The following is a 19,245-nucleotide window of genomic DNA, read 5'->3' on the forward strand; positions in this document are numbered from 1 at the left end:
AGCCGGAGTCGTGGGAGAAAACGGGAAGGCACACAGGAGACCAAGATGAAACAACGCATGCATGCCGTGGCCTTTGCTGCCGCTGCGCTGGCCATGGGCCATGGCGCATGGGCCGGCGAAGCCGAGGCGAAGAAGTGGATCGACTCCGAATTCCAGCCGTCGACGCTGAACAAGGATCAGCAGATGGCCGAGATGAAATGGTTCATCGACGCCGCCGCCAAGTTGAAGGCGAAGGGCGTGACGCAGATCTCGGTGGTGTCCGAGACGCTCACGGTGCACGAGTACGAGTCGAAGACGCTGACCAAGGCCTTCGAGGAGATCACCGGCATCAAGGTCAAGCACGAGATCATGCAGGAAGGCGACGTCGTCGAGAAGCTGCAGACCTCGATGCAGTCCGGCAAGTCGATCTACGACGGCTGGATCAACGACTCGGACCACATCGGCACCCACTACCGCTACGGCACCGCGTGGGCGATCTCCGACCAGATCACCGGCGCGTGGAAGGACTACACGAACCCGGGCCTGGACCTGAAGGACTTCATCGGCACCAGCTTCACGACGGCGCCGGACGGCAAGATGTACCAGCTGCCCGACCAGCAGTTCGCCAACCTCTACTGGTTCCGCGCCGACCTGTTCGCGCGCCAGGACCTGAAGGACAAGTTCAAGGCCAAGTACGGCTATGACCTGGGCGTGCCGCTGAACTGGAGCGCCTACGAGGACATCGCCAAGTTCTTCAGCGAGGACGTCAAGACCATCGACGGCCACCCGATCTACGGCCACATGGACTACGGCAAGAAGGATCCGTCGCTGGGCTGGCGCTTCACCGATGCGTGGCTGTCGATGGCCGGCGAAGCCGACGTCGGCATCCCCAACGGGCTGCCCGTGGACGAATGGGGCATCCGCGTCGCCGACGACAAGTGCACGCCGGTGGGCGCCTCCGTCGAGCGGGGTGGCGGTGCGAACTCGCCGGCCGCGGTCTATGCGCTCACGAAGTACATCGACTGGATGAAGGCCTACGCCCCGAAGGAAGCCACCGGCATGACCTTCGGCGAAGCCGGCCCGGTGCCCGCGCAGGGCCAGATCGCGCAGCAGATCTTCTGGTACACGGCGTTCACCGCGGACATGATCAAGCCGGGCCTGCCGGTGGTCAACGCCGACGGCTCGCCGAAGTGGCGCATGGCGCCCGGCCCCAACGGCCCGTACTGGAAGCAGGGCATGCAGAACGGCTACCAGGACGTCGGCTCGTGGACGTTCCTGAAAGCCGCCGATCCGAACCGCGAGATCGCCGCCTGGCTGTATGCGCAGTTCGTGACGTCGAAGACGGTGTCGCTGAAGAAGTCGATCACCGGCCTGACCTTCATCCGCGACTCGGACATCCACGCCGACTACTTCACCAAGAACGCGGCCAAGTACGGCGGCCTGATCGAGTTCTACCGCAGCCCCGCGCGCGTCGCCTGGACGCCCACCGGCAACAACGTGCCCGACTACCCGAAGCTCGCGCAGCTCTGGTGGAAGAACGTCGCCGTGGCCGTCACCGGCGAGAAGACGCCGCAGCAGGCGATGGACAACCTCGCCAACGAGATGGACGACGTGATGGCCCGCCTGCAGCGCGCCGGCATGGCGCATTGCGCGCCCAAGCTCAATCCGAAGAGCGCGCCGTCGAAGTGGCTGGGCACGAAGGAAGCGCCCTGGGCCAAGCTGTCCAACGAGAAGCCCAAGGGCGAGACGATCGCGTACGACACGCTGCTGAACGCCTGGAAGGCCGGCAAGGTCAGGTAGTGGCCCCCGTCCGCGGGTTGCCGCGGACGGCCCCCGAGGGGGCGCGCATCCTTGCTCCGGAGCGGCCGAGCGCGGCGGCTGCGCGAAGCATGCGGTGCGCGCGACCTTGGCACAGTTGTCTCCTCAGTCCGGTTGCTTGGCCGGACTCTTCGACGCCCCGGTCGCCGCAAGGCTTCCGGGGCGTTATTCTTGGCGACCCATGAAGATCATCTTTCGCTGCGACCCCGCGCTGATCGACCTGCTGCCGCGGCCCGTGCCCGCTCGCGCCGCCTTGCCCGGCTGGCTGCGCGCGATGGCGCCGCGCGTGGAGTCGGCCGTGCATGGCCGCGAGATCCGCACCGTCAAGCAATGCCCGCCGTTCGTCGACGCGATGCGCCACGGCGTCATGCTGGTGCTGCCGTGCGACGTGGCGGTCGCTCCCGGCATGCGCTTCAGCTGGGACTGGCCGCTGCCCGAGCTGAGCGTGCCGGGCCATCCGCGCGCGCCGCTGAGCTTCCACGTGCCCGAGCAGGTCGCCGGCTCGCCGCTGGCGCACGGCGTGCAGTCGGCACTGAAGTTCAACAGCTTCTGGACCATCGAGCTCGAGCCGGGCTGGTCGCTGCTCGCGATGCATCCGGCCAATCGCGACGACCTGCCGTTCCGCACGGTCACGGGACTCGTCGACGCCGACCGCTTCAACGATGTCGGCATCAACTTCCCGGCCGTCTGGCTGGACGAAGGCTTCAGCGGCGTGCTGCCGCGCGGCACGCCGATCGCGCAATGCTGCGTCGTGCCGCGCGAGGCGCCGGCGCTGGCGTTCGAACCGATGTCGGACGAGCGCATCGCAGGCTACGCCGACGTGGCCTCGAAGATCATGGCCGGGCCGGGCGTGTACCGCAAAGGCTTTCGCGACAAGGAAGGCCGCGGCCGAGCATGAGAGGAACGTTCGTCATCGTCGCCATGCTGGCCTGCGGGGGCTGCGCCGTCCTCTCGAACGTCACGCCCATCGGCGACGGCGCCTACATGACCGTCGTGCGCAGCAACGACGTCAACGGCCGCGTGGAGGACGAGCGCCTGCGCGCGACGTCGCAGGCCACGGCGTTCTGCAACGAGCGTGGCGCGGGTGTCGACGTGATCAAGACCGTCGCCGCCGCACCGCCGCCCGGCCAGGCGCCGTCGGCCGAGATCGACTTTCGCTGCAAGCCTCGGCCGTAGCGGAGCCGTCTCTACTTGTGCGGGGTCAGCTCCAGCTCGAAGGAGCCGTCCGCGCGCAGCGGCACCCGGTCGGCCGTGGCGGGATATGCGGCGAACGCGCCATCCCTGGCCAGTCGCTCCAGGAACTGCGCCACGGCGCGGGCGTTGTCGGCATGCTCCTGCAGCCGGTCGCCGCGCGGCGACGGCGAGAGGCTCCTGAACAGGATCGAATCGGGCATCGCGCCCAGCACCGCGGCCTGCGCCTCGCCGATCGACGGCCAGGACGGCGCGGGCGCGGGGAGGTCAGGCCGGCGTTGCCGCGAGTTCCGCGCGCAGGTCGTCCAGGTTCAGCCACAGCCGGCCCGCGCCGGGCGTCGCGAGCGCGTGCGCGATGCGTCCGAAGGTCTGCGCGCGCAGGCGGTACGCGCGCCCGTACGCGCGCAGGGCGTCGTCGATGCGGCCGGCCTCCTGCAGCACGATGCCGAGGTTGACCAGCGCGTCGACGCGTTCCGGTTGAAGGGCGATCGCGCGCTCCAGCGCGGCGATGGCGCCGTCGAGGTCGCGCAGGTCCTGGCGCACCAGCGACACCTTGAAACACGCATCGGCGTTCTCGGGCGCGAGCGCCACGGCGCGCTCCAGCGCCTTGGAGGCCGCGGGCAGGTCGCGCTGTGCGAGCGCGGCGTCGCCCAGCACCAGCAACGTGGGCACATGGTCGGGCCGCAGCTTCAGGCTCAGCGCCGCGTGCGACAGCGCGCCCGCGGGCTGGCCGGCCTGCATGTCCAGCACGGCGAGCAGCTGGTGCACGGCCGGGTGCGGCGGCCAGGCGGCAACGGCCTGCTCGCACACGATGCGCGCGCGCTGCGGCTGGTTCGCGTTGACGAGCCGGACGGCAAGGGTGACGAGATCGGCGATGTGCGGGGTGGCCATGCGTGGATCGTAGCGCCCCACGCGGCCATGCGGTCGCAAGCCGACTTGGCTACGGCGCGTCGAAGTAGAGGATCGGCGCGACGCGCATGTCGCCCACGAGCTCGAACTGGCGGCGGGCGAGGTCGGTGCTCATGCGGTCGCACCATGTCATCCGGTCTTCGGCCGATGCGTCGGCGGCAGGCAGCAGCTGCGCCATGCGCACGCGGGCGGTCGCGCGCAGCGTGTCGCGCTGCTCGCCCGTGAAGCGCGTGAAGCTGATGTGGTTGCTCTTGGCGAGGATGTCGGCGTTGCGGTCGCGCCAGTTGCGCACGCCGCCGCGATAGCGCTCGGCGAAGGCGGGGCGCAGACGGTCGCAGGTCTCGGTGAGGGTCTGCATGAAGAACTGGTGCACGAGGACGTCGAGCACCGCCTCCGGCAGCCCCGGCGGGAACGGCTTGCCGCTGATGTCCACCGGCGGCGCATCGCCACCCACCGGGCGCGCGGGCGGCGGCAGCGCGGTGGCGGGGTGCAGGTCGAACGGCGCGGTCGACGGCGCCAGCAGCGGGGCGGTGACCGTGCGGCCCAGCTCGCGCGTTCGCACCTGCGGGTCGGTGGGCATGCGGTCGGAGTAGGTGACCTTGCCGTCGGGGCCGATGATGCGATACGTCGGCCCCGGGCCCTGCGGTACCTGCTGGGCTCCGGCGCAAAGCAGGACCCCGAGCATCGCGGCAGGCAGCAGGCGTTGGAGTCGTTTCATCGAGGGCGTGGCCGGGCAGTTGGTCGTGTCATTGTCGGCCAGCCAGGAAGCGAACTGAAACCAATCGTTCGTCGACCCCGCGGCAGCGTTTCCAGGGACTCGTTGCCCGGCGGTGGCGCGGCCTCGCGCCGCGGGTCAAGCCCCCGCCTGCAGCGCCTCGATCTGCTCCGTGAGTTCCAGCCAGCGCTCTTCCAGCTTGGCAACTTCCGCGCCCACGTGCGCCAGGCGCCGGCCCGCGTCGGCGATCTCGGCGCCGGACAGCTTGCCCGTGGCCATGCTCGCCTCGAGCTCGGCCTTCTCGGCGGCGAGCTTCTCCATGCGCGTGTCGATCTGCTGCACCTCGACGCGCAGCGGGCGCGTCTGCGCGGCGACCTGCGAGCGCTGCTGCGCCGACTGCTTGCGATCGTCGTTGCGCGCGGCGCCGGGCCTGGTGTTGGCGACGGCCGGTGCCGGCTTCGCGACGGGCACCGGCGCGGCCTCGGCCTTCTTGTCGGCCTTGGCGGGCCTGGCCGGCGTCGGGGCCGGTGCCGAGGCGCCCGGCAGCAGGCTGGCGAGATTGCCCGGCAGCGGCGGCGCGGGCTGGCCGCGAGCGATGGCGCGCGAGGTCTCGAGCAGCCACTTCTGGTAGTCGTCGAGGTCGCCGTCGAACGGCAGCACGGCGCCGTGCGACACCAGCCAGAACTCGTCGCACACCTCGCGCAGCAGCGCGCGGTCGTGGCTCACGAGCATCACCGTGCCCTCGAACTCGTTGAGCGCCATCGACAGCGCCTCGCGGGTGGTCAGGTCCAGGTGGTTGGTCGGTTCGTCCATCAGCAGCAGGTTGGGCCGCTGCCACACCAGCGAGGCCAGCACGAGGCGCGCCTTCTCGCCGCCGGACAGCGTGCCGATGACCTGGTGCACCATGTCGCCGACGAAGCGGAACTGGCCGAGGAAGTCGCGCAGCTCCTGCTCGCGGCCTTCGGGGCCGACCGTCTTCGCGAGGCGAACCATGTGCTGCAGCGGCGTGTCGTCGGCGTGCACGACGTCCATCTCCTGCTGCGCGAAGTAGCCGATCGACAGGCCCTTGCCCTCGGTCACCTCGCCGCCGAGCGCGGCAATGCTGCGCGAGATCGTCTTGACCAGCGTCGACTTGCCCTGGCCGTTGGCGCCCAGGATGCCGATGCGCTGGCCGGCCAGCACGCTCTTGTTGATGTTGCGCACGATCACCTTGCGCACCGGCTCCGTGTCCGGATCCACGTCGTCCTGCACCAGGTAGCCGACCTCCATGTTGCTCATCGCGAGCATCGGATTGGGCAGGCTCCTGGGCTCCTTGAACTCGAACGAGAAATCCGCCGACGTCAGCACCGGCGCGATGCGTTCCATGCGCGCCAGCGCCTTCACGCGGCTCTGTGCCTGCTTGGCCTTGCTGGCCTTGGCCTTGAAGCGGTCGATGAAGCGCTGCAGCTGCGCCACGCGCTCCTGCTGGCGGCCGTGCGCGGCCTGTTGCTGCGACATGCGTTCGGCGCGCATCTCCTCGAACGTCGAGTAGTTGCCGCCGTAGCGCGTCAGCGTGCCTTCGTCGAGATGGATCGTCACGCCGGTGATCGCGTCGAGGAACTCGCGATCGTGGCTGATCATCACGATGGTGCCCTGGAAGCGCTGCAGCCAGGCCTCGAGCCAGACGAGCGCGTCCAGGTCCAGGTGGTTGGTCGGTTCGTCGAGCAGCAGCAGGTCGGCCGGGCACATCAGCGCGCGCGCCAGCTGCAGGCGCATGCGCCAGCCGCCGGAGAAGCTGTTGACGGGCTCGTCGACCTGGGCCGCCTTGAAGCCGAGGCCCAGTAGCAGCGCCTGCGCGCGGGCGCGCGCGTCGAAGCCGCCGGCCTCGCCGATCATCATGTGCGCGTGCGCCATCGCCTCGCCGTCCTCGGCGGCCTCGGCGGCGGCCAGCTGGCGCTGCGCCTCCATCAGCGGAAGGTCGCCCTCGAGCACGAAGTCGGTGGCCGAGTCGTCGGTCTCGGGCATGTGCTGCGCGACTTCGCCGAGGCGCCAGCGCGCGGGGATCTCGAAGTCGCCCTGGTCAGCCTGCAGGCGTCCGGCCAGCAGCGCGAACAGGCTGGACTTGCCCGCGCCGTTGCGTCCGACCAGGCCCACCTTCTCGCCCGGATTGACGTTGACGTTGACGCCATCGAGGACGATCTTGGTGCCGCGGCGCAGCTGCAGGTTTCGGAGCGTGATCATGTCAGGTCGGGGATTTCGGTAGACCCGCGGCCAGCATGGCGCGGGTGACGAGCAGCACGGCGTCGTCGGTCAGTTGGGTGGGCAGCCAGACGACGTCGAGCTCGGGGAAGGCGGCATCGAAATGCTCGCGCTCGTTGCCGATTTCCAGCACCAGCACCGCGTCGGGCGTCATGTGAGCGACGGCGCCGGCCAGCAGCGTGCGGATGAAGTCCATGCCGTCGGCGCCTCCGGCCAGCGCCATCTCGGGCTCGGCGCGGAATTCCGCCGGCAGCGCCGCCATCGAGGCCGCGTTGACGTAGGGCGGGTTGCACAGGATCACGTCGTAGCGGCGATCGCGCCGCACCGCGGCCAGGCCGTTGCCCTGCAGCAGCGTGATGCGCCTGGCCAGTTCGTGGCGCTCGACGTTGACCTTGGCCACGGCGAGCGCGTCGGGCGACAGGTCGGCCGCATCGACGGCCACGTCCGGCCAGGCCATCGCGGCGAGCACGGCCAGGCTGCCGTTGCCGGTGCACAGGTCGAGCACGCGATGGATCTCGACGGGCATCCAGGCGTCGATCACGCCCTCGGCCAGCACCTCGGCAATCAGCGAACGCGGCACGATCACGCGCTCGTCGACGGTGAACGGCACGCCCTGCAGCCAGGCCTCGCCGGTGAGGTAGGCGGCGGGCTTGCGCGTCTCGATGCGCTGGGCGATCAGCGCGTCCAGCGTGGCGACTTCGGACTTCTTGAGCGCGCGGTCAGCGACGCTGTCGAGGTCGTCCAGCGGCAGGCCGAGGCGCCACAGCACGAGCCAGGCGGCCTCGTCGTGCGAATTCGTGGTGCCGTGCCCAAACGAAACGCCCGCCTCGTCGAGGCGGGCGCTTGCCCGGGTGAGATAGTCGATGAGCTTCATGATGGCGTTTCGGACGCCAGCAGGCGCTCCATGGTGCGTTTGTAGATGTTCTTCAGGCGGGGGACGGCGTCCACGGCCACATGTTCGTCGATCTTGTGGATCGTGGCGTTGACAGGGCCGAACTCCACCACTTGGGGGCAGATGCGGGAAATGAAACGGCCGTCGGAAGTGCCTCCGGTGGTCGACAGCTCGGCCTCGACGTCGGTCTCCTCGCGAATCGCCTGCACGAGCGCGGCGCTCAGCGTGGCGGGCCGCGTGAGGAAGGGCGAGCCGCCGAGCGTCCAGGCGACGCGGTGCTCGACGCCGTGGCGGCCCAGGATCTCGGCGACGCGCGCCTTCAACGACTCCGGCGTCGACTCCGTCGAGAAGCGGAAGTTGAGGTCGATCTGCGCCTCGCCCGGGATGACGTTGGTCGCGCCGGTGCCCGCGCGCATGTTGGAGATCTGGAAGCTGGTCGGCGGGAAATGGTCGTTGCCGGCATCCCAAGACGTGGCGGCGAGCTCGGCGATCGCGGGGGCGGCGACGTGGATCGGGTTGCGCGCCAGGTGCGGATAGGCGACGTGGCCCTGCACGCCGATCACCGTCAACTTCGCGGACAGGCTGCCGCGGCGGCCGTTCTTGATCATGTCGCCCAGCGTGTCGACGCAGGTCGGCTCGCCGACGATGCAGCAATCGAGCTTCTCGCCGCGCGCCTCGAGCGTGTCGACCACGCGCACGGTGCCGTCGACGGACGGGCCTTCCTCGTCGCTCGTGAGCAGGAAGGCGAGGCGGCCGGCGTGGGCCGGATGGGCGGCGACGAATTCCTCCGCGGCGACCACCATCGCAGCCAGCGAGGTCTTCATGTCGGCGGTGCCGCGTCCGTACAGCCGGCCTTCGCGGTAGGTCGGCACGAAGGGCGCGCTGTGCCACTGCTCGTGCGGGCCGGTGGGCACGACGTCGGTGTGGCCCGCGAGCACGAGCGTCGGCCCCGGGCGCGCGCCCGGGCGCACGGCCCACAGGTTGTCGACGCGCGCGTCGTCCGGCCCGAACGGCAGGTGCTCGCACACGAAGCCGATGGCCTCCAGCCGTTGCGCGATCAGCGCCTGGCAGCCGGCGTCGTCCGGCGTCACGGACGCGCGGGCGATCAGCTGCTCGAGCAGGAGGAGCGTGGCGTCACCCATGCTTCGATCGGTGCAGGTGCTCGGTGCCGGCCAGGCGCTGGCGCGGAGCGGCGGGCGGGGCCTCGGGCAGCACGTCCAGCGTGATCTCGGTGAACGAGGGCGCGTCGGACTCGGCCTTGACGGCCTGGATGCGCGACACCGGCGCCATGTCGTTCTGCAGCCGCCACAGCAGGTTGGTGGGCGAATCGGCGCCCAGCAGGCCTTCTTCCTGCGTGACCAGCCCCATGCCGATCAGGCGGGCGATGTCCGCCTCGAACATCTGCGAGCCCTCTGCCAGCGACTTGTCCATCGCCTCGCGCACGCCGGTGATGTCGCCGTTCTCGATCAGCTCGGCGATGAAGCGGCTGTTCAGCAGCACCTCGACGGCCGGCACGCGGCCGCCGGCTGTGGAGCGCAGCAGGCGCTGCGAGACGATCGCCTTGAGCGCCGCGGCCAGGTCGCCCAGCAGCGCGGGACGGGCTTCCGGCGTGTAGAACGACAGGATACGGCCAAGGGTATGCGAGCTGTTGTTGGCGTGCAGCGTGGCGAGCACCAGGTGGCCCGACAGCGCGTACGAGATCGCCATCGACATCGTCTCGCGATCCCGGATCTCGCCGATCATGATGCAGTCGGGCGCCTGGCGCAGCGCGTTCTTCAGCGCGATGTGCAGCGAGGCGGTGTCGCGGCCGACCTCGCGCTGGTTGATGATCGAGCGCTTGTTGGAGAACAGGAATTCGATCGGCTCCTCGATGGTGAGGATGTGGCCCGACAGCTGCGTGTTGCGCCACTCGATCATCGACGCCAGCGACGTGCTCTTGCCGTTGCCGGTCGCGCCCACCATCAGCACCAGGCCGCGGCGCTCGAGCGCCAGCGACGCCAGCACGGGCGGCAGGTTCAGCGTGTCCATCGACGGGATCTTGTGCGGGATGCAGCGGATCACCGCCGCGATCGACGCGCGCTGCTTGAATGCCGACAGGCGGAAGCTGCCGACCGCGCGGATGCCGATGCCCAGGTTCAGCTCGCCGGTCTGGTCGAGCTCTTCCAGCTGCACGGGCGTCAGCAGTTCGGCCAGCAGCGCGCGCGGCTGGCCCGGCGTCAGGATCTGGTCGGACACCGGCACCAGCTGCCCGTTGATCTTCAGCTGGATCGGCGAGTTGGCCGTCAGGTAGACATCCGATGCGCCCTTGTCGGCCATCAGATGCAGCACGCGTTCCATGTTTCCGCCGTCCATCGAGCTCTCCTGGTGGCGCCGTGGTGCGGCGCGGGTTCGATTCGTCGCCGCGGGTCGCGGCTCCCAACTTCGTCTATCGGCCTGCCGGCGGCTGCGTCAAGCGCGCAGCAGCTCGTTGATGCTTGTCTTGGCGCGCGTCTCGGCCGTCACGCGCTTGACGATGACGGCGCAGTAGAGGCTGTGCGAGCCGTCGGCCGCCGGCAGCGAGCCGCTGACGACCACCGACCCCGCCGGGATGCGGCCGTACGTGACCTCGCCGGTGGCGCGATCGAAGATCTTGGTGCTCTGCGAGATGTAGACGCCCATCGAGACGACCGAGCCTTCCTCGACGATCACGCCCTCGACGATCTCGGAGCGCGCGCCGATGAAGCAGTTGTCCTCGATGATGGTCGGGTTGGCCTGCAGCGGCTCCAGCACGCCGCCGATGCCCACGCCGCCGGACAGGTGCACGTTCTTGCCGATCTGCGCGCAGGAGCCCACGGTGACCCAGGTGTCGACCATCGTGCCCTCGTCGACGTAGGCGCCGATGTTGACGTACGACGGCATCAGCACCGCGTTGCGGCCGATGAACGAGCCGTGGCGGGCGACCGCCGGCGGCACGATGCGCACGCCGGTGGCGCGCAGCTCGGCCTCGTCGAGCTTCGCGAACTTGGGCTCGACCTTGTCGAAGAACTGCAGGCCGCCCGCGTGCATCGCCCGGTTGTCGTTCAGGCGGAACGACAGCAGCACGGCCTTCTTGATCCACTGGTGCACCGTCCATTGGCCCACCGCCTGGCGTTCGGCCACGCGCAGCTTGCCGGCGTTCAGGTCGTCGATCACCGAGGTGACGGCGGCGCGCACGTCCGCGGGCGCGTCGGCGGGCGAGAACTTGGCGCGGTCTTCCCACGCGGCGTCGATCAGGGATTGCAGGCTGGAGGTCATGAGAGGCTCTGGATGTAGGCGAGGATGCGTTCGGCGGCTTCGGTGCACTCGTCGGTGTCGGCCACCAGCGCGAGGCGAACGCGGCCGGCGCCGGGATTGATGCCGCGCGATTCGCGGGCGAGCAGGCTGCCGGGCAATACCGTCACATTGTATTGAGCCAGCAGCCCCCGCGCGAACGCGATGTCGTCGCCGCCGTGCAAATGCGACGGAATGCCCGCCCAGAGGTAGAAGCCGGCGTCGGGCAGGCGCACGTCGAGCCTGGCCGAAAGCATCGGCGTGACGCGGGCGAACTTGCGGCGGTACTGCGCGCGGTTGGCGACCACGTGCGCCTCGTCGCGCCAGGCCGCCTCGCTGGCCGCCTGCACGACCGGGCTCATCGCGCTGCCGTGGTAGGTGCGGTAGTGCAGGAAGGCCTTGACCAGCGCCGCGTCGCCCGCGACGAAGCCCGAGCGCAGCCCCGGCACGTTGGAACGCTTGGACAGCGACGTGAAGACGAGCAGGTTGCGGAAGCCGGCGCGGCCGAGCTGTCGCGCGGCATCCAGCGCCCCCAGCGGCGCCTGGCCCTCGGGCGCGAAGTAGATCTCCGAGTAGCACTCGTCACTGGCGATGACGAAGCCGTGGCGGTCGCTCAGCTCGAACAGCGTGCGCCACTCGTCCAGCGGCATCACGGCGCCCGTCGGGTTGCCGGGCGAGCAGACGAACATCAGCTGCGTGCGGGCCCAGGTCGCGGCGTCGACCGCGGACCAGTCGGCCGCGAAGTTGCGCGCCGGATCGCTGTTGGCGAACGCCGTCTCGGCGCCGGCCAGCAGGGCCGCGCCCTCGTAGATCTGGTAGAACGGATTGGGGCACAGGACGATGGGCGCGTCCTTTGCAAGGTCGGCGCCCGGGCGCCCGCGCCACGTCGGATCGACCACGGTCTGCGCGAACGCGAACAGGGCCTCGCGCGAGCCGATGACCGGCAGCAGCTGCGTCGCCGGATCGAGCGCGACGCCGTAGCGGCCGTGCGCCCAGTCGGCCATCGCCTGGCGCAGGCCGGCATCGCCCAGCGTGCTCGGATACGAGGCCAGGCCGGCCAGGTGGCTGGTGATGGCGTCCTTGATCAGCTGCGGCGTCGGATGGCGCGGCTCTCCCAGGCCCAGGCTGATGGGGCGGTGGGCGGGCGACGGGACGATGTCCTTCGTCAGCAGTCGCCAGCGTTCGAACGGGTAGGGGTGGAGCTTGCCTAGCAGCGGATTCATGGCCCGATTATCGAGCGTGGAGGCCAGTGTCCGCTTTGGAACTCGGCAGGCCAGCCTTCGGCGACGGGGGATCCACGGTCGAGCATGACTTCTTCAGCTAGATGACACGGCCAAGGACAAGCCGGCGGGAACCCGGCAAAATACAGGGTTCCTCCTGATGCTGTGCTCGCGCAGCGCCGCCCCACCGATGACTCATCCGTTCTCCATCGCGCTCCGCGTCGGCATCTTCGTGCTGCTGATGGGGTCCGCCCTGTTCGTGCACCTGCGGGGGCGCGCCCGCTTCGGCCTGATGAAGGCCTTCACCGACTACACGGTGCTGCTGGCGCCCTACAACATGCTGATGGTGTTGTTCTCGCGCGTGAAGGCCACGCCCTACGCGCCGGTGACCGCCTTCCCCGAGCTCGCGGTGCTGCAGGCGCACTGGCAGGAAATCCGCGAGGAGGCGCTGAGCCTCAACGAGGCCGGCCGCATCGGCGTGGCCACCGGCTACAACGACATGGGCTTCAACTCGTTCTTCCGCTCGGGCTGGAAGCGCTTCTACCTGAAGTGGTACGGCGAGGAACTGGCGTCGGCGAAGGCGTCCTGCCCGCGCACGGTGGAGTTGCTCAACAAGATCCCGTCGGTCAAGGGCGCGATGTTCGCGTCGCTGCCGCCCGAGGGCAAGCTGGTGCGCCACCGCGACCCGTACGCCGGCTCGCTGCGCTACCACCTGGGCCTGTTCACGCCGAACTCGCCGGACTGCTACATCGAGGTCGACGGCCAGCGCTACTTCTGGAAGGACGGCGAGGCCGTCGTCTTCGACGAGACCTTCATCCACCACGCCGCCAACACCACCGACCAGCAGCGCGTGATCCTGTTCTGCGACGTCGAGCGCCCGCTGCACGGCCGCATCCTGGCCGCGATCAACCGCTGGTTCGCGAACAACATCATGGCGGCGTCCGCAGCGCCCAACGAGGTCGGCGAGCACGTGGGCGGCATCAACCGCTTCTTCCAGGTCGCCTACAAGGTGCGCCTGCAGACCAAGAAGCTCAAGGCCAACCACCGGCGCACGTACTACGTGTCGAAGTGGGTCGCGATCATCGGCGGCCTGTACCTGATCTTCTTCTCCTGGCTGCTGTAGACCTCGCGATGTCCTTCGCGTCCGGCCTCAGGCGCGCGACGCACTCACCATCTGCTTGAGCGCGTTGGCGAGGTTCATCGGCCGGACGGGCTTGTCCAGCGTCGAGAAATTCCACTGGGCGGACAGCTCCAGCAGGCTCTGCTCCATGGCCGAATTGGCCATCAGCGCCCCCGTGACGACCAGGATCGGGATGTGCGCGTTGTGGCGCCGGATCTCCTCGACGATGCCCACCGCGGTGCCGTCGGTCAGCAGCCAGTCGAGCACGTAGGCGTCGAAGCGGCGCTGCGCGATGGCGTCCTCCAGCGAGGCCGCGTCGGCGTAGGGCGTGGCGACGATGCCCAGTGGACGGAAGGCCTCGACCAGCGCCTCGGCGGCACGGGTGTCGTCCTCCAGCACCGCGACGCGCAGGTGCGGGTGGCTGCGGATGGTCAGCGCTTCGATCGCGTGACGCTTGGCGCCGAAGGGTTCGTCGCCGGTGACGTGCACTTCCCACGAGCTGCCGTTGCGGATCGCCACCAGGTCGCTGCTGTCGCCCGGCGCCAGCTCCGCGCCCGGCACCAGCAGCCCGGTGGGCGGCAGGTGCGCCACGCGGATCACCGCGGGCACCGCCTCGCCGGCCGCGTGGGCGTAGCGCGCGAGATCGTCGCGCGGCAGCAGGTGGTCGTCGGGCGCGCCGAAATGATGGGCCACGGCCCGCAGATCGGTGTGGCTCCACGACACGTCGCCCTTCAGGCGCCGGTACGACTGCGAGCGATCGACGTTGATGATGCGTGCGATCTCGGAGGCGTGGTTGTGCTCCTTCACCCCGTGTGCCACCAGGAAGCGCCGGACGCCGAGGCTGATGGCCGGCTCCGTCGATGCCTCGGCCTCGGCCGGCGGGCGGGTTTGCGCGATGTCGTCCATGGGCTCCGTTTGCCAAGCTAGGGGGAGCGTCCAGTCTAGCGCCAAACACAGCAAAATGCCCACAAAGTTCGGATTGATGTGGCAAAACTTGTGTGTCACAGTCTTTCAACGCCAACAAACAAGCCATCGAATCCTGAATGTTGTGATCGATCACGACAAATGGATTCCGGCGAGGGCGCGAACAAAACACTGGAGAGGGGAAAGACATGACACAAATGGGTGTTGCCAAAGGGCCCAGCGACCAGAAGACGCTCAACGAGGAACTGATCGAAGGCCTGGTCGAGGTGGCTCGACGCAATCCGCAGCACGCGGTCGAGCTGTTCGGCGTGCCGCTGGGCGTGGCGATGCGGCTGGCCGCCATGCCCGACGCGCAGCTCGACGACCTGGCCACCACGCCCGTCGCGCTGTGGCGCCCGGCGCTCACCGAGCGGCTCGTCCGCCGGCTGCCCGAGCGGCGGCCGATGCTCACGCCCGACCACGAGGTCTACCGGCCGCTTGTCAAGCGCATCAACCGGCTGGCGCTGGCCACGTTCGTGCGCTACGCCGACGATCCGGCCAGCGCGGCGCTGGTCTGCGACATCACCGACCGCGAGGTCATCCGCGCGCTCCAGGAGCTGCCGGCCTTCGCCTTCCTCGAGTGGGGCGGCAACCCGGGAACGCTGCTGGCGGTGCCTCGGCTCAGCGACGCGCTGATCGACCGACTGCTGCGCGCCGACGACGACGGCGTCGAGCACAACCTGCGCGGCCTGCTGGCGCTCACGCAGTGCTGCGAGCAGGAGTTCGCGCTGATCCGCCACGCCGTGCAGCTGGAAGGCGCGGCGTATCGCTTGGCCGAGCGCGCGGAGGTCAGCAAGCGCTCCGGGCGTCCGCCGGCCACGTTCCTGATGCCCGGCACGTCCAACCTGATCCTGGCGATGCTGCGCCACCAGATGCGGCCCACGGAGGTCGAGGACCGCATGCTGGCCACCAGCGACGTGCGCGCCGCGCAGTTGCGCGGCATCGCCGAGGCGCTGCACCCCAAGCCCAAGCGCGACAAGGGCGCCCCGCGCGACCGCACGCGCGACCACCGCGACCTGTGGGGCAGCGCGCACCGCCGCCTCTGCGCCACGGCCATCTTCTGCCTGCAACGCCGGCTGGTCGACGCGGGCGTCGAGGCCTTCGAGGCCATGGTGTGGGCCTACGACTACTACGCCTGCACCTACGACCCCGAGTGCGGGGTCTCGCTGAGCCGCATGCTCAAGGACGTGTTCACGCCGATGCGCGAGGGCAGCGACACCCATCTCGGCCACTGCGCCAAGTGCGGCGTCGTGCACCTCGCGCACGACGAGAAGATCGGCATCATCGAATGCCCCGTGTGCGTGCTCGCGCGCGCGGGCAAGTTCGGCCAGCGCCGCTCGCGCATCGACAAGACGGAGACGCCGCCCCTGCGCGACTACCGCGGCTGGCCCGGCGCGGGATGGTCGGCGGCGGCGATGGGGTCGTCGCCGGGTGGCTGATCGACGGGGCGCGCCACGATGCGGCCAGGCTTGCGGGGCGGACGCGAACGCCGCGCGAGCCCCGGCTCAAAACAGGCTCGCCTGCGGCCCTTGCCGGCCGGATCCGAACAGCGAGGTGTTCAACGTCCTGCCTGGAAACGTCAGGCCCAGGCGCGCGGCCGCGGCGTCGAAGCGCTGGCCGAGCGCCTCGGCCCGGGCACCCGTGCCGATCATCCGCTTGACGAAGCTGGGATCGTAGTCGCGGCCCTCGTGCAGGGTCTGGATCACGCGCCAGACGTCCGCGGCCTTGTCCGGATACCAGCGCCGCAGCCACTCGGCGAACAGGTCGCGCACCTCGCGCGGCAGGCGCAGGATCGTGTAGAGCGCCTGCGTCGCGCCGCGGGCCGCACAGGCCTCCAGGATCGCTTCGATCTCGTCCTCGTTGAGCAGCGGGATCACCGGCGCGATGTAGACCGCCACCGGCACGCCGGCCTCGGTGAGTTCCTCGATGGCCTGCAGCCGGCGGGTCGGCGAATTGGCGCGCGGGTCGAGCCGGCGCGACAGCTCGTGATCCAGCGTCGGCACCGACATGTGCACGCGCACGAGCCCCTTCTTCGCCATCGGCGCGAGGATGTCGAGGTCGCGCGTGACGAGCGCCGACTTGGTCGTGATGCCGACGGCGACGTCGAACTCCGCCAGCACCTCCAGCACCTGGCGCGCGATCGCGTACTTGCGGTCGATCGGCTGGTAGGCGTCGGTCGACGCGCCGAGCGCCACGACGCCCGGGTCGAAGCCCTTGCGGCTCAATTCCTTGCGCAGCACCTCCGCCGCGTTGACCTTGGCGAACAGCCTGGTCTCGAAGTCCAGGCCCGGCGACAGGTTGAGGTACGCGTGCGTGGGCCGCGCGAAGCAGTAGACGCAGCCGTGCTCGCAGCCCTGGTACGGGTTGATCGTGTGGTCGAACGAGAGGTCGGGCGACTGGTTCTTGTTGAGGATGGACTTCGCGTCGCGCTCGGTGACCTCGGTCTTCTGCACCGACGGGTCGAAGTCCGCCGCGGCGTCCCACTCGTCGCGGACATAGCGCGACGGCCGGTTCGAGCCGGCGCCGCGCCCCTTGACGAAGACGACCGGGTGCTCGGCAGGCTTGGGCGCGTCGGGCATTTCAGCCGAACAGCGCGTTGAGCTCGGCGCCGCTGGCCGCGCCGGCGAAGCCGTCGAACACGCCTTGCTCCGCGATCGACCGGGCGGCGCGCATGAAGCCGCCCCACGCGCTGCGCGCCAGGCCGCCGCCGACGCTGACCCGGCGCACGCCGAGCGCGGCGATGTCGGCCAGCGTGAGGTCGCTGGTGCCGCCCACGAGCAGGTTGACGGGCTTGGGCGCGACGGCGGCCACGACCTCGGCGATGTCCGCGCGCGTCTTGAGGCCGGGCGCGTAGAGGCAGTCGGCGCCGGCCTCGGCATAGGCGCGCAGGCGGGCGATGGTGTCGGCGAGGTCGGGCCGGCCGTGCAGGAAGTTCTCGGCGCGGCCGACCAGCAGCGTGTCGCCGCCGCTGGCATCGATGGCCTCGCGCGCGGCGCGCAGGCGCGCGACGGCCACGTCGAGATCGTGGATCGGCTGCGCGGCGTCGCCCGTCGAATCCTCGATCGACAGCCCCGCCACCCCGGTGGCCACGGCCAGTGCCACGCTCCCGGCGACGTCGCGCGGCGTCGCGCCGTAGCCGCTCTCGAAGTCGGCGTTGACCGGCAAGTCGGTGGCCGCCACGATCTCGCGCAGGTGCGCCAGCACGGCGTCGCGCGGCATCGCGCCGTCGGCGTGCGCGTGCGACCACGCGAAGCCCGAGCTGGTCGTCGCCAGCGCCTTGAAGCCGAGCGACGCGAGATAGCGCGCGCTGCCCGCGTCCCACGGATTCGGAATGACGAAACAGCCCGCGGCGTGCAGCTCGCGGAAGGCGCGGCGGCGGGCGGCGATGTCGGAAGGCGAGGGCGTCATGGGCGAAGTCTCCGGCGAATGTCTGCCGTCAGCCTAACGCAGGCCGCGCCTCGACGCTTCGCCGCCCAGCGAATCACTGCGGCCAGACCATGTCGACCAGCGTGTCGACGTCCGGCTTCGGCTTCATGCCCTTGGTCGCGTCCTTCCATTCCTGCGGCGCCGGCGCGTAGGCCGTCGGCGGCTTGTCGCTCCACACGCTGACGCGCAGCGCGAAGACGATCTCGCCGCTCTTGACGGTCATCGTCGGCGTCGTCTCGACCGTGCGGCGCAGCGCGGTCATGGTCGCCTCCGCCAGCGCGGGCTTGAAGTCGAACCAGGTGCGCGTCTGGTTGCCCGGACGCACCGCCACGACGATGAAGCCCGCCGACGGGATCTGCGACGGGTTGGCGCGCATCGTCTCGGTCTCGGCCGCGCCGAGCGTCTTCAGGTAGGCCGCCATCGCGTCGGCGCCGCCGTCGACGCGCTGCTCGATGATCTCGCCCTTCTGCAGCAGGACGACGTCGTGCTGCGCCAGCGGCTGGACGGCGTGGGCGGTGGAGGTGGCGGCCAGTGCAAGCGTCGTGGCCAGGATGCGGATCGGGGTCGTCATGCAGCGATTTTCACATCTGGCCACGGCCGGGCCGCGCGCCGGATCGGTTCCAATACGCGCATGAAATCCGTGAACCCGAACGGCGGCCTCGTCTATTCGACCGACGCCGGCCGCATGTGTCCCGACTGCCGCCAGCCGATCGCGCAATGCGCCTGCAGGAAGGCCGTCGCGCCGCCCACCGACGGCGTCGTGCGCGTCTTCTTCGAGACCAAGGGCCGCGGCGGCAAGGGCGTGACGGTGGTGCGCGGACTGGGCCTGGCCGACCCGGAGCTGACCGTGCTCGGCAAGAAGCTCAAGGCCGCGTGCGGCGTGGGCGGCACGGCCAAGGAGGGCGTCGTCGAGCTGCAGGGTGACCACCGCGATCGCGTGATGGCGCTGCTGCAGACGCTGGGCTTCAGGAACGTCAAGAAGGCGGGCGGCTGACGGCCTCTCGCGCGGGCGCGCGTGACGCGTGCGCGCGCGACGCTCAGTCCTCCACGTCCCCGAGCCCCGCATCGACCGGCAGCTCGCGCAACTGGATCACGTTGCCCTCCGGGTCGACGCCGTCGCAGGTGCGCAGCCCCTGGAAGCTCCACTCCTTGCCGCTCGGGTAGATCTCGCCCTCGTTGGCCTTCGCGGCCTCGCGTGCCTGCGCGAGGCTGGGCACGGCGAAGACGAGCTTGAACGCGGTGGCCTCGCGCTTGTCGGGCGGCGTCTTGATGACGATGCGCGACGCGACGTCCGCGGGGATCGCGACGATGACGATCTCGACGCTCTCGGACTCGAGCACGATGTGGTCGTCGACCTCGTGCATCACCTCGAGGTCGGCGACGGCGGCGTAGAAGCGGGCGAGGCGGTGGATGTCCTTGGCGTAGACGACGGCGCCGGCGGAAAAGGGGAGGGCCACGGCGGGATCCTCGTTGCTGCGATGTCGAA

Annotated in this window: 20 protein-coding genes; 6 read left to right on the top strand and 14 right to left on the bottom strand. The window is 70.0% G+C overall.

Annotated features, from left to right (window positions below; genetic code table 11):
- The first annotated feature begins 45 nt into the window (after positions 1–45).
- The 3 genes from LPC04_RS14155 to LPC04_RS14165 all read left to right on the top strand — a co-directional run bounded on the left by LPC04_RS14155 (position 46) and on the right by LPC04_RS14165 (position 2,973).
- Positions 46–1,779: an ABC transporter substrate-binding protein gene (locus tag LPC04_RS14155; protein WP_275682895.1), complete on the top strand. Its 1,734-nt coding sequence runs from the start codon at positions 46–48 to the stop codon at positions 1,777–1,779.
- A 199-nt stretch (positions 1,780–1,978) separates the two neighbouring features.
- Positions 1,979–2,695, top strand: a complete 717-nt coding sequence (locus LPC04_RS14160; protein ID WP_275682896.1) for a hypothetical protein — start codon at positions 1,979–1,981, stop codon at positions 2,693–2,695.
- Positions 2,692–2,973: a hypothetical protein gene (locus LPC04_RS14165; protein ID WP_275682897.1), complete on the top strand. Its 282-nt coding sequence runs from the start codon at positions 2,692–2,694 to the stop codon at positions 2,971–2,973. The genes LPC04_RS14160 and LPC04_RS14165 overlap by 4 nt, the downstream gene beginning before the upstream one ends.
- Before the next feature lie 11 nt (positions 2,974–2,984).
- On the opposite strand, the gene LPC04_RS14170 is transcribed toward LPC04_RS14165, so the two are convergent.
- The 9 genes from LPC04_RS14170 to dapC all read right to left on the bottom strand — a co-directional run bounded on the left by LPC04_RS14170 (position 2,985) and on the right by dapC (position 12,253).
- A complete protein-coding gene (locus LPC04_RS14170) occupies positions 2,985–3,191 on the bottom strand; it encodes a hypothetical protein (protein ID WP_275682898.1) in 207 nt (68 codons plus the stop codon).
- A gap of 64 nt (positions 3,192–3,255) precedes the next feature.
- Positions 3,256–3,879 (bottom strand): tetratricopeptide repeat protein, encoded by a 624-nt coding sequence (locus LPC04_RS14175; RefSeq protein ID WP_275682899.1) that lies wholly within the window; start codon positions 3,877–3,879, stop codon positions 3,256–3,258.
- A gap of 49 nt (positions 3,880–3,928) precedes the next feature.
- Positions 3,929–4,615, bottom strand: coding sequence for a hypothetical protein (locus LPC04_RS14180; RefSeq protein WP_275682900.1), 687 nt, complete (start codon positions 4,613–4,615; stop codon positions 3,929–3,931).
- A 135-nt stretch (positions 4,616–4,750) separates the two neighbouring features.
- Positions 4,751–6,832, bottom strand: coding sequence for an ABC-F family ATP-binding cassette domain-containing protein (locus LPC04_RS14185; protein WP_275682901.1), 2,082 nt, complete (start codon positions 6,830–6,832; stop codon positions 4,751–4,753).
- A 1-nt stretch (position 6,833) separates the two neighbouring features.
- A complete protein-coding gene (gene prmB, locus LPC04_RS14190; RefSeq protein WP_275682902.1) occupies positions 6,834–7,724 on the bottom strand; it encodes a 50S ribosomal protein L3 N(5)-glutamine methyltransferase in 891 nt (296 codons plus the stop codon).
- The gene (gene dapE, locus LPC04_RS14195) at positions 7,721–8,884 is read right to left on the bottom strand and encodes a succinyl-diaminopimelate desuccinylase (protein ID WP_275682903.1); all 1,164 of its coding nucleotides are present in this window, start codon (positions 8,882–8,884) and stop codon (positions 7,721–7,723) included. The genes prmB and dapE overlap by 4 nt, the downstream gene beginning before the upstream one ends.
- A complete protein-coding gene (locus tag LPC04_RS14200; protein ID WP_275682904.1) occupies positions 8,877–10,094 on the bottom strand; it encodes a PilT/PilU family type 4a pilus ATPase in 1,218 nt (405 codons plus the stop codon). Before LPC04_RS14200 ends, dapE begins: the two co-directional genes overlap by 8 nt.
- Before the next feature lie 96 nt (positions 10,095–10,190).
- Complete coding sequence (dapD, locus tag LPC04_RS14205) at positions 10,191–11,015, bottom strand: 2,3,4,5-tetrahydropyridine-2,6-dicarboxylate N-succinyltransferase (RefSeq protein WP_275682905.1); 825 nt, start codon at positions 11,013–11,015, stop codon at positions 10,191–10,193.
- Positions 11,012–12,253 (bottom strand): succinyldiaminopimelate transaminase, encoded by a 1,242-nt coding sequence (gene dapC / locus LPC04_RS14210; protein ID WP_275682906.1) that lies wholly within the window; start codon positions 12,251–12,253, stop codon positions 11,012–11,014. The genes dapD and dapC overlap by 4 nt, the downstream gene beginning before the upstream one ends.
- Before the next feature lie 187 nt (positions 12,254–12,440).
- Between dapC and LPC04_RS14215 the strand changes: the two genes are divergently transcribed.
- Positions 12,441–13,373: an aspartyl/asparaginyl beta-hydroxylase domain-containing protein gene (locus LPC04_RS14215; RefSeq protein ID WP_420854724.1), complete on the top strand. Its 933-nt coding sequence runs from the start codon at positions 12,441–12,443 to the stop codon at positions 13,371–13,373.
- 27 nt (positions 13,374–13,400) lie between these two features.
- Here the strand turns inward: LPC04_RS14215 and LPC04_RS14220 are convergent, their stop codons facing one another.
- Complete coding sequence (locus LPC04_RS14220) at positions 13,401–14,276, bottom strand: helix-turn-helix domain-containing protein (RefSeq protein WP_275682907.1); 876 nt, start codon at positions 14,274–14,276, stop codon at positions 13,401–13,403.
- A 215-nt stretch (positions 14,277–14,491) separates the two neighbouring features.
- Here LPC04_RS14220 and LPC04_RS14225 point away from each other — a divergent pair, with 215 nt between their 5' ends.
- Positions 14,492–15,772, top strand: coding sequence for a hypothetical protein (locus tag LPC04_RS14225; protein ID WP_275682908.1), 1,281 nt, complete (start codon positions 14,492–14,494; stop codon positions 15,770–15,772).
- Positions 15,773–15,838: 66 nt separating this feature from the next.
- On the opposite strand, the gene LPC04_RS14230 is transcribed toward LPC04_RS14225, so the two are convergent.
- The 3 genes from LPC04_RS14230 to LPC04_RS14240 all read right to left on the bottom strand — a co-directional run bounded on the left by LPC04_RS14230 (position 15,839) and on the right by LPC04_RS14240 (position 18,330).
- Positions 15,839–16,912: a PA0069 family radical SAM protein gene (locus LPC04_RS14230; protein WP_275682909.1), complete on the bottom strand. Its 1,074-nt coding sequence runs from the start codon at positions 16,910–16,912 to the stop codon at positions 15,839–15,841.
- Between the two features lies 1 nt (position 16,913).
- Entirely contained in the window at positions 16,914–17,741 is an 828-nt protein-coding gene (locus LPC04_RS14235; protein ID WP_275682910.1) for an isocitrate lyase/PEP mutase family protein, read from the bottom strand.
- 73 nt (positions 17,742–17,814) lie between these two features.
- A complete protein-coding gene (locus tag LPC04_RS14240; protein WP_275682911.1) occupies positions 17,815–18,330 on the bottom strand; it encodes a hypothetical protein in 516 nt (171 codons plus the stop codon).
- 60 nt (positions 18,331–18,390) lie between these two features.
- Between LPC04_RS14240 and LPC04_RS14245 the strand changes: the two genes are divergently transcribed.
- Complete coding sequence (locus LPC04_RS14245) at positions 18,391–18,753, top strand: translation initiation factor Sui1 (protein ID WP_275682912.1); 363 nt, start codon at positions 18,391–18,393, stop codon at positions 18,751–18,753.
- Between the two features lie 43 nt (positions 18,754–18,796).
- Here the strand turns inward: LPC04_RS14245 and LPC04_RS14250 are convergent, their stop codons facing one another.
- A complete protein-coding gene (locus tag LPC04_RS14250) occupies positions 18,797–19,216 on the bottom strand; it encodes a VOC family protein (protein ID WP_275682913.1) in 420 nt (139 codons plus the stop codon).
- Between the last annotated feature and the right edge of the window lie 29 nt (positions 19,217–19,245).

The sequence above is a fragment of the Scleromatobacter humisilvae genome (assembly GCF_023231945.1).
Taxonomy (GTDB): domain Bacteria; phylum Pseudomonadota; class Gammaproteobacteria; order Burkholderiales; family Burkholderiaceae_C; genus Scleromatobacter; species Scleromatobacter humisilvae.

What these genes read in the sequence shown, in the direction of transcription:
- LPC04_RS14155 (WP_275682895.1), top strand. Translation starts at nt 46, where the DNA reads ATGAAACAACGCATGCATGCCGTGGCCTTTGCTGCCGCTGCGCTGGCC.
- LPC04_RS14160 (WP_275682896.1), top strand. Translation starts at nt 1,979, where the DNA reads ATGAAGATCATCTTTCGCTGCGACCCCGCGCTGATCGACCTGCTGCCG.
- LPC04_RS14165 (WP_275682897.1), top strand. Translation starts at nt 2,692, where the DNA reads ATGAGAGGAACGTTCGTCATCGTCGCCATGCTGGCCTGCGGGGGCTGC.
- LPC04_RS14170 (WP_275682898.1), bottom strand. Translation starts at nt 3,191, where the DNA reads ATGCCCGATTCGATCCTGTTCAGGAGCCTCTCGCCGTCGCCGCGCGGC.
- LPC04_RS14175 (WP_275682899.1), bottom strand. Translation starts at nt 3,879, where the DNA reads ATGGCCACCCCGCACATCGCCGATCTCGTCACCCTTGCCGTCCGGCTC.
- LPC04_RS14180 (WP_275682900.1), bottom strand. Translation starts at nt 4,615, where the DNA reads ATGAAACGACTCCAACGCCTGCTGCCTGCCGCGATGCTCGGGGTCCTG.
- LPC04_RS14185 (WP_275682901.1), bottom strand. Translation starts at nt 6,832, where the DNA reads ATGATCACGCTCCGAAACCTGCAGCTGCGCCGCGGCACCAAGATCGTC.
- prmB (WP_275682902.1), bottom strand. Translation starts at nt 7,724, where the DNA reads ATGAAGCTCATCGACTATCTCACCCGGGCAAGCGCCCGCCTCGACGAG.
- dapE (WP_275682903.1), bottom strand. Translation starts at nt 8,884, where the DNA reads ATGGGTGACGCCACGCTCCTCCTGCTCGAGCAGCTGATCGCCCGCGCG.
- LPC04_RS14200 (WP_275682904.1), bottom strand. Translation starts at nt 10,094, where the DNA reads ATGGACGGCGGAAACATGGAACGCGTGCTGCATCTGATGGCCGACAAG.
- dapD (WP_275682905.1), bottom strand. Translation starts at nt 11,015, where the DNA reads ATGACCTCCAGCCTGCAATCCCTGATCGACGCCGCGTGGGAAGACCGC.
- dapC (WP_275682906.1), bottom strand. Translation starts at nt 12,253, where the DNA reads ATGAATCCGCTGCTAGGCAAGCTCCACCCCTACCCGTTCGAACGCTGG.
- LPC04_RS14215 (WP_420854724.1), top strand. Translation starts at nt 12,441, where the DNA reads ATGACTCATCCGTTCTCCATCGCGCTCCGCGTCGGCATCTTCGTGCTG.
- LPC04_RS14220 (WP_275682907.1), bottom strand. Translation starts at nt 14,276, where the DNA reads ATGGACGACATCGCGCAAACCCGCCCGCCGGCCGAGGCCGAGGCATCG.
- LPC04_RS14225 (WP_275682908.1), top strand. Translation starts at nt 14,492, where the DNA reads ATGGGTGTTGCCAAAGGGCCCAGCGACCAGAAGACGCTCAACGAGGAA.
- LPC04_RS14230 (WP_275682909.1), bottom strand. Translation starts at nt 16,912, where the DNA reads ATGCCCGACGCGCCCAAGCCTGCCGAGCACCCGGTCGTCTTCGTCAAG.
- LPC04_RS14235 (WP_275682910.1), bottom strand. Translation starts at nt 17,741, where the DNA reads ATGACGCCCTCGCCTTCCGACATCGCCGCCCGCCGCCGCGCCTTCCGC.
- LPC04_RS14240 (WP_275682911.1), bottom strand. Translation starts at nt 18,330, where the DNA reads ATGACGACCCCGATCCGCATCCTGGCCACGACGCTTGCACTGGCCGCC.
- LPC04_RS14245 (WP_275682912.1), top strand. Translation starts at nt 18,391, where the DNA reads ATGAAATCCGTGAACCCGAACGGCGGCCTCGTCTATTCGACCGACGCC.